This window comes from Brevibacillus sp. (genome assembly GCF_003521185.1).
GTDB lineage: Bacteria > Bacillota > Bacilli > Brevibacillales > Brevibacillaceae > Brevibacillus > Brevibacillus parabrevis.
In genome coordinates, this window is sequence record NZ_DOTK01000053.1 from 26433 (window position 1) to 38673 (window position 12241).

The 12241-nt window shown below is 52.4% G+C and carries 13 protein-coding genes; 4 read left to right on the forward strand and 9 right to left on the reverse strand.

Features of this window, described 5'->3' with window-relative positions:
* Positions 1-63: 63 nt before the first annotated feature.
* The 4 genes from DEP07_RS17025 to DEP07_RS17040 all read right to left on the reverse strand — a co-directional run bounded on the left by DEP07_RS17025 (position 64) and on the right by DEP07_RS17040 (position 2149).
* The gene (locus DEP07_RS17025; protein WP_122964034.1) at positions 64-840 is read right to left on the reverse strand and encodes a sporulation protein; all 777 of its coding nucleotides are present in this window, start codon (positions 838-840) and stop codon (positions 64-66) included.
* A 56-nt stretch (positions 841-896) separates the two neighbouring features.
* Entirely contained in the window at positions 897-1442 is a 546-nt protein-coding gene (locus DEP07_RS17030; protein ID WP_280648761.1) for a hypothetical protein, read from the reverse strand.
* Complete coding sequence (locus DEP07_RS17035) at positions 1439-1750, reverse strand: YtrH family sporulation protein (protein WP_063228142.1); 312 nt, start codon at positions 1748-1750, stop codon at positions 1439-1441. Before DEP07_RS17035 ends, DEP07_RS17030 begins: the two co-directional genes overlap by 4 nt.
* A gap of 174 nt (positions 1751-1924) precedes the next feature.
* The gene (locus DEP07_RS17040) at positions 1925-2149 is read right to left on the reverse strand and encodes a hypothetical protein (protein WP_063228141.1); all 225 of its coding nucleotides are present in this window, start codon (positions 2147-2149) and stop codon (positions 1925-1927) included.
* Positions 2150-2468: 319 nt separating this feature from the next.
* Here DEP07_RS17040 and DEP07_RS17045 point away from each other — a divergent pair, with 319 nt between their 5' ends.
* Both DEP07_RS17045 and DEP07_RS17050 read left to right on the forward strand, forming a co-directional pair.
* Complete coding sequence (locus tag DEP07_RS17045) at positions 2469-3716, forward strand: MFS transporter (protein ID WP_122964032.1); 1248 nt, start codon at positions 2469-2471, stop codon at positions 3714-3716.
* A 1-nt stretch (position 3717) separates the two neighbouring features.
* Positions 3718-3855, forward strand: coding sequence for a hypothetical protein (locus DEP07_RS17050; RefSeq protein WP_167470277.1), 138 nt, complete (start codon positions 3718-3720; stop codon positions 3853-3855).
* A 137-nt stretch (positions 3856-3992) separates the two neighbouring features.
* On the opposite strand, the gene DEP07_RS17055 is transcribed toward DEP07_RS17050, so the two are convergent.
* On the reverse strand, positions 3993-4502 hold the full coding sequence (locus tag DEP07_RS17055) for a hypothetical protein (protein WP_287102785.1): 510 nt from the start codon (positions 4500-4502) through the stop codon (positions 3993-3995).
* 18 nt (positions 4503-4520) lie between these two features.
* Positions 4521-5600 carry a M42 family metallopeptidase gene (locus DEP07_RS17060; RefSeq protein WP_242774956.1) on the reverse strand — a complete coding sequence of 360 codons (1080 nt, stop codon included), beginning with the start codon at positions 5598-5600 and terminating at the stop codon, positions 4521-4523.
* 154 nt (positions 5601-5754) lie between these two features.
* Here DEP07_RS17060 and DEP07_RS17065 point away from each other — a divergent pair, with 154 nt between their 5' ends.
* Positions 5755-6576, forward strand: a complete 822-nt coding sequence (locus tag DEP07_RS17065; RefSeq protein ID WP_122964029.1) for a GNAT family N-acetyltransferase — start codon at positions 5755-5757, stop codon at positions 6574-6576.
* Between the two features lie 120 nt (positions 6577-6696).
* Positions 6697-7998, forward strand: a complete 1302-nt coding sequence (locus tag DEP07_RS17070; protein ID WP_287102787.1) for an NAD(P)/FAD-dependent oxidoreductase — start codon at positions 6697-6699, stop codon at positions 7996-7998.
* Positions 7999-8236: 238 nt separating this feature from the next.
* Here DEP07_RS17070 and DEP07_RS17075 read toward each other — a convergent pair.
* From DEP07_RS17075 to DEP07_RS17085, 3 genes are all read right to left on the reverse strand, one after another.
* A protein-coding gene (locus DEP07_RS17075; protein WP_122966905.1) for an IS3 family transposase occupies positions 8237-9381 on the reverse strand; the annotation gives its coding sequence in 2 pieces (ribosomal slippage) (positions 8237-9108 and positions 9108-9381; 1146 coding nt in all).
* Between the two features lie 142 nt (positions 9382-9523).
* Positions 9524-9724, reverse strand: coding sequence for a hypothetical protein (locus tag DEP07_RS17080; RefSeq protein ID WP_173598214.1), 201 nt, complete (start codon positions 9722-9724; stop codon positions 9524-9526).
* Between the two features lie 7 nt (positions 9725-9731).
* A complete protein-coding gene (locus DEP07_RS17085; RefSeq protein ID WP_173599881.1) occupies positions 9732-12221 on the reverse strand; it encodes a septation ring formation regulator EzrA in 2490 nt (829 codons plus the stop codon).
* Between the last annotated feature and the right edge of the window lie 20 nt (positions 12222-12241).

The window sequence follows — 12241 nt, forward strand, 5'->3', positions numbered from 1 at the left end:
GGCTGCCTGGTTTTCTCCCAGACAGCCTTCTTTTCTTTTTCGCACTCGCTTGGCTCTTAACTCTTAGCGCAGCTGTTTTTTGATCAGTTGCTCGATCGCATCCGCAATCACGTGTGTCGGTCTGTTCAAATCTTCGTCATGCAGTCGGAAGCGCACGTAGCGCTCGTCGAGGTTAAACGCTTCTTCAAAAGCGCCCAGGAAGCCGCGCGCACGCTTGTCTAGCTCCAGCAACACTTCCAGCTCTCCCTCGCGCAAGTAGAAGATTGCCTCCAACTCTTCCAGACGGCTGCGATACGGCCCGGTCGGACGAAACTCGAACTCTTGCACAAACGGATACGATTTGCCCAGATGGCGATTGTACTCGCAATCTACTTTGTACAGTTGGAAGCCAAGGGAAGAAACAGCATCCAGCACTTTTGTCATCAACGGATGCGGACGCACTTCGATGAAATCGGAATCGCCAGGATCAATCGCATTTTTGATATCCAGTCCGGTTCGCAAATAAACAGGCTGGCGCCCCATTGTCAGCGGGGTTTCATAAGGAAGCGGGAAAGCAAAAGGAAGGACTTTGCTCTCTTTTGGCTGCAGGTACACGCGCTCGGTCAAACGGTATTTGACCAGGGTGCATTCTTCTTTCACCTTGTTGTCGTTCACTTCTCGTTCATAGTGGGTAACAACGTACATGTAGATTTCGTCGATTTCCTGTGCTACATCTCCTCCTGTAAGATGCACCTCGCCTTTTACGAGATCCCCGGGAACGAGCGACTCCTCCTCCAAACGGGTATCTACTTTCGCAGCTCCAATTCCAACACTCGCCAGCAACTTCTTGAACATGGACATGTACTCGCCTCTCCTTTGCGTTGACCCCAGACCTTGATCGATCTGCCTTCAGGTATCTATGTAGAAATATACGAGGGAAGAAAAAGAAAGTTTCGCGCAACCTTTTGCCAAACATCATCCGATATGACCTCTGCCGTGACGAAGACTTGCAGCGTCCGCGCGATGAAGACCGTCTTGATTCGCACTTCGACCATCGTGCGATCCGACAGGACGTACTCCCTGCGGCGCAGCATCTCATGCAGAACCTGGTGAACTTCTGCGACCTGCTCCGCTTTTTTGCCTTTGAGCGAAGCGAAGTCTTTTTCCACCATATCGACGACTTGTACGACAATCGTGGCATGCAAAGGCTGCTTCTGATCAGCCGTCAGCACAAAAGCGCGAACCTCCTCGATCACCTGATCCTGGTTTTTGCGGTAGACGCGCTGGTTTTGCTTCAGCTCCTGGTTTTCTTCGTACAGCTTTTTGTTTTGCAGCTCCAGGCTTTTGCGCACCAGCATCATTTGTTCCATCTCGCGCCCGTACACGAACAAAATCACGGTGCCGCCCAAAAGACAGCCGATGAGCAGAAGCGCGAGGTAGCGTTTCCAGAAGATGACCATCATGAGCGCACCTGCACGAGCCAGTGCACGCAAATCGTTCCGATATGAGCGCCCAAAAAAGCCACGACGATCATGACAAGCTGCTTGAATACGGGCGAGAAGTTGCCCATCAATATTTTTTCAATTTGCAAAAAGGAGTCGAAGGTGCCGCCCAAAGCGCCGACCAGCCCCCATATTTTCAGTTGGTCTGCCAGTTGTACCATCGAAAACAACGGAGGCTTTTCTGTCAAAAACGCACCCAATCCTCCGCACAAGGCTCCTCCCACGACAATGCCATAGGCTACAAAAAACGTCAAAATGACTTGTGCCATGCTGATCCCCCATCCTCCCGACTGCATGACGTATGCTTATCCCTACGCGGCTTGTCTGGTTTTTATGATCGAAAAGCCTTCCCGCCCCTGTCATCTGTTCTCTTGCCACGGCATGCCCTCTGCCAAACGCCAAAAAAAGAAGGCATGCTTATGTCGGCAGCATGCCACTGGTACTCATGGCTTGTTCCTGCCCCATCTGCGCAGACGTTTTTGGATGCGCGGGGAGTTCATCACCATAAGATCCATAAACAAATTGACCATATTCGGATTGCTCAACACTTGTTTGAACACTTCCGGATTTTCTTTGAACCATTGCTCATTGGCCTTGATCCATGCTTTGAAGCCTTGATTGGAGCGGTAGTGATTGTTCAGGCGGCGAACTGGCCGATATGCGCTCATCTCAATCTATCCCTTCGTCAAAGAATATGGAGAGGAGAAAGATGATCACGATAATCCAGATCACCACTTCAAAGCCATCTTGGTTAAAAAAACCAAAACCTTTCATGCGAGATCCCCCCTTCACACTAGCTCGAACCATTGCACCTGGCATACCGCCCATGGCACCTTTTCTCTATAGGTATATGTATCGGGATGAATGTTGGATTGGACACCCGCCTGCCTCGCGTGCACATTTGTACGCTCGCCCATTTTTGTTGCATAGAGACAAACCTTTTCCACTCATACTAGAAAGGATGTTGAACAACTAGAGGAGGCGATTATGACAGCCTCACAGGGAGCACTCTGGCGCAACAAGCCTTATTTGATCTTGCTGCTGCTCGTTTTTTTCATGCACATGGCTTCGTATTTGGTCATCCCGGTGTTTCCGATTTTTTTGCAAAAGGTGCGGCTCTTACATCTGGCTCAGGTGGGCTTCATTCTCGGGGCAGGCAGCATCGCCTATCAAATCGGCAGCCTGATCGGGGGGCCGATGTCGGATCGGTGGGGTAGACGGGCGATCATCGCTTTGGGAGCCTTGCTTCAGGGCAGTGCCATGCTCGGCTACCATTACAGTGCGAATTACGGGTTTTTCCTGTTGTTTTCGACGGTGAACGGGCTGGGGCTCGGACTGTTGGCCCCCACGATCAAAGCGATGATTGCCGATGAAGTGGCGGAAGCGCAGCGGACGACAGCCTTTTCCTGGCGGGGCATTCTCGCCCACAGCGGGATTATCGTAGCAGGTCTGGTGATTACGTGGATGACGGCGATTCATCAGCAGCCGTTTATCGTCTCCGCCATCGTTTTTGGCCTGCTCGCTGCTTTGACGTTCTTTTCCTTGCCGGATGACCGCTGTGTCGGCCCTGACTGTCGTCGCACGCCGATCTCGGAATATCGGCATATTTTGAAGCACCGCAGCTTCCTGCTGTTCTCGGGAATTACCTTGCTGATGTGGGCGCTGTACGCGCAGTTCACCATGATCCTGCCTTTGCGCGGCGAGCATGTACTGCATTCCGCAACGCTCATCGGCCTTGTCTGGACGATCAACTCGCTCTGTGTCGTTTTGCTGCAAGGCTTTATCTCACGCTTTATTCTGCAGCGGATCAACCCGTATATCGCACTCGCCATCGGAACGACCTTGCTCGGGGCCGGACTGACCGCGATGGGCTGGGCCAATCACTTTGCCACGCTCAGTGCCGCGGCCGTCCTGTTTATCCTCGGCGAAATGCTGTTCATGCCCGTCCAGGATTCGCTCGTTACCCATTTTGCCAAAGAAGAGTGGCTGGGAGCGTACTTCGGCTTCTCCAACTTTGTCTCCGGGGTAGGAACTGCAATCGGGACAAGTCTTGGCGGCGCCATGGTCGAAAAACTCGGCGGAGTGGCGAGCCGAAGTCCGTGGATAGCTTACGGCATCGTCACCTTGTTTCTGGCGGCGCTGCTCGGGTTGTTTGCCGTCTATGCCATCCCGCGCTACAAAAATCCGGCGCAGACCAACGAGTCCAGCACGAAAAGAAAGGAAGGTGCGACGTAAAATGACTCAGTCAAAAAATCAGCAGCAGCAGCAAAACGGGCAAGATGCGGAACGCAATCGTCAGCCCAAATCAGTGCAAAACGATGCCCCTGGCTACGGAGACAAAAAGCTGGAAGGGCCGAATCGCCCTTCTACTTGAGAGCTTCCCGCTTTGTTTCTGCACGAAAAAGCCATTTCCCCGATGCAGAGGAAATGGCTTTTTTCATGAAATCGGATGTAACCGCTTGCGTCAACAAAACAGTCATGACCGTTTTGCTTGGCTCGTCACCGTCTCGTTCAACTGATGGGCACAAGCTTGTACGGCAGGGAGCACTCCGCGAGCTTTTGCAAAAAGCTTTGGCTTGCCTGTTCGTCAGGGGCAATCAGCTGCAAATAGCGTGTGAAGTAAAACACGATTCGGTCTTCGTCGCCTTCCTTCAGGCGGTAATGCGATAGCTGGGCGATGTCTGTCAGTTCGTAAAAATACGCGTAGCGCTCGGGAGTCATCGGCGCTTGAAAAGAACGGCTGACGACGATTCCGTTGCTGAGATGTTCCTTGCTGTTCTCTCTCGTCGCCCCGAGGAAGCGCAAAGTTTCCCCCGCCCGCTTCGCTCCCAGCTTTTCTGCCAGCATGCTGTCGTTGTACTCCACTTCCAAATCGGTCAGTCGGTCGCGGACGGACTCCAGCATGGACATCAGCACTTTGCGGACAGCGAGATTTTCCGTTGCGAACTGGTTGTCAAAAACATTAAATTCGTAAGACGTCGCCTGACCTTGGCGCTTCGTATACAAAATAATTGCGTTCAAAAGCGCCACCTCCCCTCGTTATCTCGGCAAAATCGCTTCAAAGGTCGCCCGATCCAGCTTGCGCACGATCGCGAACAAGAGACGCTTGGCCGCTTCGTAGTCTTCCCGATCGATGATCGAAGCATGGCTGTGAATGTAGCGGGAAGGGATTCCGATGACGGCGGACGGCACTCCTTTTCCGTGATGCTGCACGACCCCTGCGTCTGTATAACCTTTGGCAATGTAAATCTGGTACGGGATGTTTTCCTGCTCGCATGTGGAAATCAACAGTTCCCGCAAGCCGAGCGGCATCATGTACATCGGATCGTAAATCCGCATCAGCAGGCCGCCGCCCAGTTTTCCGCCTTCGTCTTTCACGCCGGGAATATCGGTCGCCGGGCTGGCATCCAATGCGAGGAACAAATCCGGCTCGATAACGGCTGCTGCGGTTTTCGCTCCGCGCCCGCCAGACAGCTCTTCCTGAACAGTTGCTCCCACATACACCACGTTCGGATGTCCGGGGCGCTCATGCAGTTCTTTTGCCAGCTCAACAGCCAAGCTGCACCCGTAGCGATTGTCCCACGCTTTCGCCATGACGCGGCGCGGGTTGGTCATGACCTGGAGCGGGCAAACCGGAACGATCTGCTGACCCGGACGCACGCCTGCCTGCTCGGCTTCTTCCCGCGTATCGACTCCGATATCGATGTACATATTGCGAATGTCCATCGGGCGATTGCGCTGATCTTCACTGAGCACGTGCGGAGGAATCGAGCTGATTACGCCTTCCACCGCGCCTTTTTCCGTTATGATTTGAACGCGCTGGGCGAGCAGGACTTGTCCCCACCAGCCTCCCAACGTCTGAAACGAAATAAAGCCTTTTTCCGAAATGCGCGTCACCATGAACCCTACTTCATCCATATGTCCGGCCACCATGATTTTCGGACCGTTTTCATCCCCGCGCATCACGCCGAGCATACTGCCGAGGTTATCGTATACGAACTCGTTTGTATATGTACCCAAGTATTCCCGCATGATATCGCGAACCGGACCTTCGAAGCCGGGTGCTCCCGGCGCTTGGGTCAGCCGTTTCCACAGCTCCAGTTGAAAGTCGTTTTCCATTGTGGTCAAGCCTCCTGTCATCCCTTGTCGGATGTTTGTCTATCTCTCCTATTATCCGTGAGGCTGATTTTGGATGCAACCGTTCACAAGCAGGAATGTGCCGCCTTCTGTCCGAATGAAGTAAAAATACGAATTGGATAGGGGGAAAAAAGAAATGGCGATCACGTTGCGAAGATTGACGGAAACGAGCGAAATTGAGCAGTTGGAAGCGATGGAAGGGAAAATATGGGACCCTGCTTCTGCCATTCCGTACCACATGACGCTGACCATGCACAAATTTGGCGGACTGTTTCTCGGGGCGTTTGACGGAGACGAAATGATCGGGTTTTTATACAGCTTCCCAGGCTACACCAACGGGGAGACGCATCTCTGTTCGCACATGCTGGGCTTTTTGCCCGAATACCGCAAGCAGGGACTTGGCGTGCAGATGAAGTGGCTGCAAAAGGACGAAGCAAAAGCGATGGGCCATTCCAAGATTACCTGGACGTACGATCCGCTGGAAACAGTGAATGGCGTGCTGAACATCGTCAAGCTCGGCGGGATCGTCCGCACGTACTTGCCCAATTGCTACGGCGACCTCGATGACGACTTCAACCGCGGCTTGCCGACCGACCGTTTTCTCGTGGAATGGTTCATCGACAGCGGACGGGTAGAAGCCCGCCAAGCAAACGGAGCACCGCGACTGTCTTATGACGGCGCTCCAAATATTTTGCACTATGAGATCACGGATGGCATCCCGACCCCTGTTGCTCTGGCGACCGATCGGGAAGAGTCTGTCCTGCTCTTGCCCGTCCCTGCCTTCTTCCAGCAGGTGAAGCAGGCAGACATGAGTGTAGCCGCTCTTTGGCGCAAGCAAACCGGCGAGTTGCTCACGACGTATTTTGCCAAAGGATACATGGTGACGGATATCGTCCGCGATGAGACAATCGTCCGCTACGTGCTTACGAAAAAGCCGCTCGCAGACATTCTCGCCTGACGCACAGGCATCCCCCTTTGACGCCCGCGGTTCCCTTCGCTCTCTTTTGGGCGAGAGAGCAGGTGTTGTGGTAAAATGGGGGATGCCTCACCCTACACCATAACTAAGGACGAAAACGAAATGAATCGATCACAGTACGATTTTGATGTCATCATTATCGGCGGCGGGCCTTCCGGGCTGATGTCCGCTGTTGCGGCTTCGAGTCAGGGAGCGCGTGTCTGCCTGGTAGAAAAAGGCGGGAAGCTCGGGCGCAAGCTGATCATTTCTGGCGGCGGCCGCTGCAATGTCACCAACGCCAAGGAACAGGACGAGCTGATCAAGCAAATGCCAGGCAATGGCCGTTTTATGTATAGCGCTCTGACGCAATTCGGCAATCGGGAAATCATGCAATTTTTCGAGGGCTTGGGAGTCGCCCTGAAGGAAGAAGATCGCGGGCGAATGTTTCCTGTGACGGACAAGGCGGTTACTGTAGCGCAGGCGCTCATTGACCTTTTAAAGCGGCAAAATGTCACCATCCGGCTGAACTCTCCCGTCCAGGAAGTGCTCTATGAAAACGGCAGAACGACTGGCATCTTGCTGCAAACGGGCGAAAAGCTCTCAGCCCCTTGCGTCATTATCGCGGTAGGCGGCTGCTCGGTTCCTCAGACAGGCTCGACGGGAGACGGATACGCCTGGGCCAAGGCTGCCGGACATACGGTGACGGACTTGTATCCTACAGAAGTGCCGCTGACCGCAAACGATTCGTTCATTCGCGACAAAACGCTTCAAGGACTGTCTCTGCGCGATGTGACGATGACGTTGTACGCCCCGAACGGCAAAAAGATCAACACGCAGGAAGGCGACATGATTTTTACCCATTTCGGGCTGTCTGGACCAGCCTCACTGCGGATGGGACACTATGTTTCTACCAGCCAACACAAATTCGGCGCGATCCCGCTGTCGCTCACGCTCGATCTGATGCCAGCGAAAAGCAAAGACGAGATCAACGCGGAAAGCTGGCAGCTTTTGGAGGAGCAACCGAAAAAAGCGGTCAAAAACGTGCTGAAAGGCTACTTGCCTGAACGGATTATCCCCTTGCTGCTGTCGCTTTCCGGCATCTCGGAAGACACGACGTACAGCCATATGAAAAAACAAGATTGGGCAAGCTTTGCCGGCATCATCAAAGCATTTCCACTGACAATCACAGGTACGCTTTCCTTAGAAGAAGCTTTCATTACGGGCGGCGGAGTCAGCGTCAAGGAAATCGACCCGCGGACGATGCGTTCGAAGCTGATGGATGGCTTGTACTTCGCTGGGGAAGTCATGGATGTTCACGCCCATACCGGAGGCTACAACATTACTATCGCCTTTTCATCGGGACATTCCGCAGGTACGCACAGTGCGGAAGAAGCTTTGGAATTTTTTTGCGAGAATAACGTTTAGGGGAAGACAAATCGGGGAAACTAGCAAGCAGGTACTCTTTTTTGCGAAAGAGTGATCAGCACCTTACTCCCCCCTAGTTGTAAGGTGCTGGTTATCAGACCTTTACTCCCTTTATCTTCCCTAGATGGAGCATCGCCCTCGTGAGCGATGCTTCTTTTTTTTGCACAAAAAAACACCTGTCGCGTACGGAGGGGACTGACCCCCGTCCGTAGGACAGGGATCAAAACACCTTAGCTATTTAAGCAGCCAGTTGCCGAAATTGAATCGGTGACTGGTTGTTTAGTTTCGTTTGAATGCGAATTGAGTTATAGTAATGAATGTAGCTTTGGATAATCTGCACAACGATGGCCGTCGTCGTACAGATAAAATTATCGAGATAGAACGTTTCAGACTTTAGTGTGGAATGAAACGACTCGATGGGGGCATTATCAGCGGGCGTACCCTTACGGGACATGCTCATGGTAATGCCTTTTCCCTTAACTGCTGCTTGATACGCCTGAGACGTATACACGCTGCCCTGATCGCTATGTAGCATCATTCCAGGTTGGTCTGGCAGTTGATATAGCGTATCGAGGACAAGCGATGTGTCTTGTTTGTCAGAAATACTGTATGCCACAATCTCACCATTGTACAAGTCCATGATGCTCGATAAATATAAAAGTTTACTTCCGTAAGGTAAATAAGTAATGTCGGTCACTAATTTCTGCATGGGGGTACTTGCTTGAAATTGTCGCAGCAGGAGATGATCTGCTACATAAGAAGGTTGTCCTGTTGTCTTTCGTTTCTTCATCCTCACTCGGCATTGTAGTTGTTCACGCTGCATGATACGTTGTATTCGTTTATGATTAATTGACATCTCAGCTCGCATCAGTGCTGTAATCTTTCTGTACCCATAACGGAACTTATGTTGAATACAGAGTTGCCGAATCTTTTCCACAACTAAATCCTCGTTTCTTTTCGCGTATGCAGCTTTCCAACGGTAGTAGGTAGAACGAGGGATACCAAGCCACGCGCAAGCTTGGCTCACGCTTACTTGCCCACGAATGGACTCCATCCAAGGAACGATTACTTCTGGTGACACCTCCTTTCCCACTCCTCTAACTTTTTTAGAACGTCCAGTTGTTGTTTAAGAAAACGATTCTCTGCTTTGACTTGTTCCAGTTCAGAATCGTACATCGGCCCTTTTCCATAACTATATTGCTTTCCTACAGGCTGTTGGAGACGATGAATGTCTCCGCTCTGATACCAGCGCATCCACTGTTGAATTTGGGTCTTATTTTTAATATTTAGTTCCTGCATGATCTGCTTTTTGGTGACACCTGCAAGACGCATTTCAATTGCTTTCATTTTAATTTCTACGGGATAACTAACTCTAGTTGCCAACGCAAAAACACCTCCAAGGTTGTCCCCATATCTTACGACATGGTCAGGTTCTCTTGAAGGTGTTTTGATTTGTCTCACATTACGGGGTCAGTCCCGAGCGCATTCCGCCTGCGATCAGGTGTTTTTTATGGAAAATGCTAGGTTAGGCTGCCATCCGGAACAAGTAGGCAAAGCCTGCTAAAACAAAGGCCAGGCCGAGCAAAAAGAATGTGTTCGCCCTTTGCTTCACCCGCTTTTCATTGCCCCGGAAATAGTGGTTCATCCGACTTTGCCATCTTTTCGTTCGGGGCTGAAGCATGACAAGCACCCCTGCGGCCATCAGGAAAAAGGGAAGGAGCTTCATCGGTGGCTCACCCCTTTTTCTTTCTGCGCAAAAGCCAGCGATTGTCTTCCTCGGCTGGAGCGCCTTCGATGACAAGACGCGCTTCCTCCGCCAGTTGGTATGCTTCCGCGAAAGCGAGCTGTCGGAATGATTGCTCCGCTTTTGTCAGCAGTTCGTTGACATGCCTGTTTTGGCGGCGGTAGCGGTTGGTGTACTGGATAGCTCCTTCCGCCAGCTGGCAAGTCGAAATAATTTGCTCCGCCATTCGCTCTGTCTCTACGACCAGCTCGTGCGCATCCTGAACCAAAATCGCCACTTCCTCCAAATCGTAACGATACTGCTCCATGATCATCTTGATCCGGCCCAAAGTTTGCACGACTTCTTCAAACATGTACTTCAAATGATCGGGAATGCCAGGCAGGTAGCTTCGCTTGATTTGCTGGCGTACACGAACTAATGTACTCGAAATCCGCTCCAGCTCGTCGAGAGCATCGTCCTCTGTCTCGATCAGCAAATAAGCTTGCTCCTGGACTTCCTCTTCATAGACTGGCTGCGGCTCAGCCTGGGTTTTCGGGATCACCAGCTCGTACTCCGTCTCTTCCTCGACGTCACGGCTCGGCTTGGTCGGCGGAGCATGAACCGAAGTCGCTTTTTCCGAGTTGGCAGGCTTCTTGAGTGCTTGCAGCAGCACAGCCCGTTCCGCTTCGCTCAACTGGTCGCGTGTTGCAGTTGCAATCATCGGCGCCGCTTCCGCAAAAGTCTCGTCAGCTTGCTCCTGATCGTACACTGCCGCTTTTGGCGCTTCATGCACGAACTCTTTTGGCTCTGGCTTGTGGATCACAGGCGCATGCTCGTCTTTGCTCGCCTGATTCCATACTTGTGCAGCCTGCTCGATGATCGCTGCCACTTCTGCATCGCTGACTTCGCGTTCTTTGTCAGTCGCAGGGGCATGCTCTCTTCCGGCTGCTTCTTCCTCGCTCTCGCTCCACTCATCTGCAAGCGGCTGCTCCAGAACCTGTGCGGAAGCGGAAGCCGCAGCAGCCTCGTGCTTGGCCATTACTCCTTCTTCAATTCCTTGATAAGTAGCGTCCAGCAACACATCGAAAGCTTTGGAGTGAGTCAAGACCATCTCCAAATTGCCTTCTTCCAGTGCGCTTTTCGCGGACGAAAGCAATTGCTTTGCCTGCAGCAGCGCCTTATCCAGCGCGTCCTGCTTCAAGTCAAAGCCGTCGCGAGTCGCTTGGCTGATTCCGTCCTCCAGCTGCTTGAACTCCTCCGGCATCGCCTTTTTCACGCGATGCACCAACGTCGGGAGTTGCTCCATCGTCTGCCCTACGCGTTCCAGCAGCTGCTGTGCCTTGATCGTCGTATCGTAGGCAGCGATATCGTCGCCTGCCGCCCGCGCCGTTTTCACCAGGCTTCGCATCGTCTCGACCTCATCCAGCGATGCTTTCAGCTCGTGAAACGACAGGCCGTATTCCAAACGCAAATCGGACAAGCGGCGCTCCATCTGCTCCACTTGCTTGCCGATTTCCGGGATGACAACTTTGTTCTCCTGTTTGGTAATCGCGACTTTTGAGGTGTCTTCCTTCAGCTCGTTCAGTTCATCCTCGATCTGGTTCAGCGTCTCGCGCGCTTCATCGAGCATGCCGAGCGCCAGCGAAAACCGGAAGCGGTCGCACGCTTCTTCCGCATCGAGAATCATCATCTCCACATCGGGGATGCGGATGCGCAGCAAGTTTTCCTTTTTGTCTGCCAGGTGGTGATAGCGCACCTCTGTCATTCCGCTGGAGCGGCGCAGCGGCTTTTCCACTTCGATGACATTGATTTTCTCTATCAGCTCATCCTTCCAATCTTCTACGTCGTCGACTAATTTAAAGATCGCGCGGCGACGAATCATGGCGTAGACCAGTCCGATTGACAAAGCCGCAAAGACAGCTCCGATCGCGTAAATCCACCACGGGATGCCGCCAAGTCCGTCTTTTTCCTCCGTCTGTTCCTGTGCTTTCGCATCGGTTGCACCCGCAGGAGCGGCAGCCTGCTTGTCCGAGATGCGGCTCAGTTCCCGGTTTACTTCCCCGATCAAAGTCTGAATGCCGTTCAAATACTGCTTCTGATTGCGGAATGGTTCGTAGTACGACGTCATTTTTTCATGCAGCATTTCCATCGATGCGCCTTTGGCCTGCAAGGCTGGCCCTGCATACATCCCGAGCTGTTCGGTGTTGTAGTCCAGGACGACCATCATGGCGTCATCAGCCAAATTGTAATTGTCAAACAGCTTCTGCGCGTACATGTCAGGGGATTCTGCTTCCGGTGCTGTGCTTTCCACTACGACAACTTTGTAGCTGCCAGGCAGATTTTGCATCGACTTCGCAAAGTTCGCCTTCTCTTCTTTTTTCAAGTAGTTGTCGGCGTCCTGCACAACTTCCTCTTTTTTGTCAGGAAAAGGCGTGGCGTAAGCCGGATTCGTATATAGCAACATGCCTGCCAGACAGAGCAGGAACAGTTTTCGTTTCACTTGTCAAACATCCCCTTAAA

Bases quoted from the DNA above. Each gene is read 5' to 3' on its own strand.
- DEP07_RS17025 (WP_122964034.1), bottom strand. From the start codon at position 840: ATGTCCATGTTCAAGAAGTTGCTGGCGAGTGTTGGAATTGGAGCTGCG.
- DEP07_RS17050 (WP_167470277.1), top strand. From the start codon at position 3,718: ATGACTCAGTCAAAAAATCAGCAGCAGCAGCAAAACGGGCAAGATGCG.
- DEP07_RS17030 (WP_280648761.1), bottom strand. From the start codon at position 1,442: ATGATGGTCATCTTCTGGAAACGCTACCTCGCGCTTCTGCTCATCGGC.
- DEP07_RS17080 (WP_173598214.1), bottom strand. From the start codon at position 9,724: ATGAAGCTCCTTCCCTTTTTCCTGATGGCCGCAGGGGTGCTTGTCATG.
- DEP07_RS17065 (WP_122964029.1), top strand. From the start codon at position 5,755: ATGGCGATCACGTTGCGAAGATTGACGGAAACGAGCGAAATTGAGCAG.
- DEP07_RS17045 (WP_122964032.1), top strand. From the start codon at position 2,469: ATGACAGCCTCACAGGGAGCACTCTGGCGCAACAAGCCTTATTTGATC.
- DEP07_RS17060 (WP_242774956.1), bottom strand. From the start codon at position 5,600: ATGGAAAACGACTTTCAACTGGAGCTGTGGAAACGGCTGACCCAAGCG.
- DEP07_RS17040 (WP_063228141.1), bottom strand. From the start codon at position 2,149: ATGAGCGCATATCGGCCAGTTCGCCGCCTGAACAATCACTACCGCTCC.
- DEP07_RS17035 (WP_063228142.1), bottom strand. From the start codon at position 1,750: ATGGCACAAGTCATTTTGACGTTTTTTGTAGCCTATGGCATTGTCGTG.
- DEP07_RS17070 (WP_287102787.1), top strand. From the start codon at position 6,697: ATGAATCGATCACAGTACGATTTTGATGTCATCATTATCGGCGGCGGG.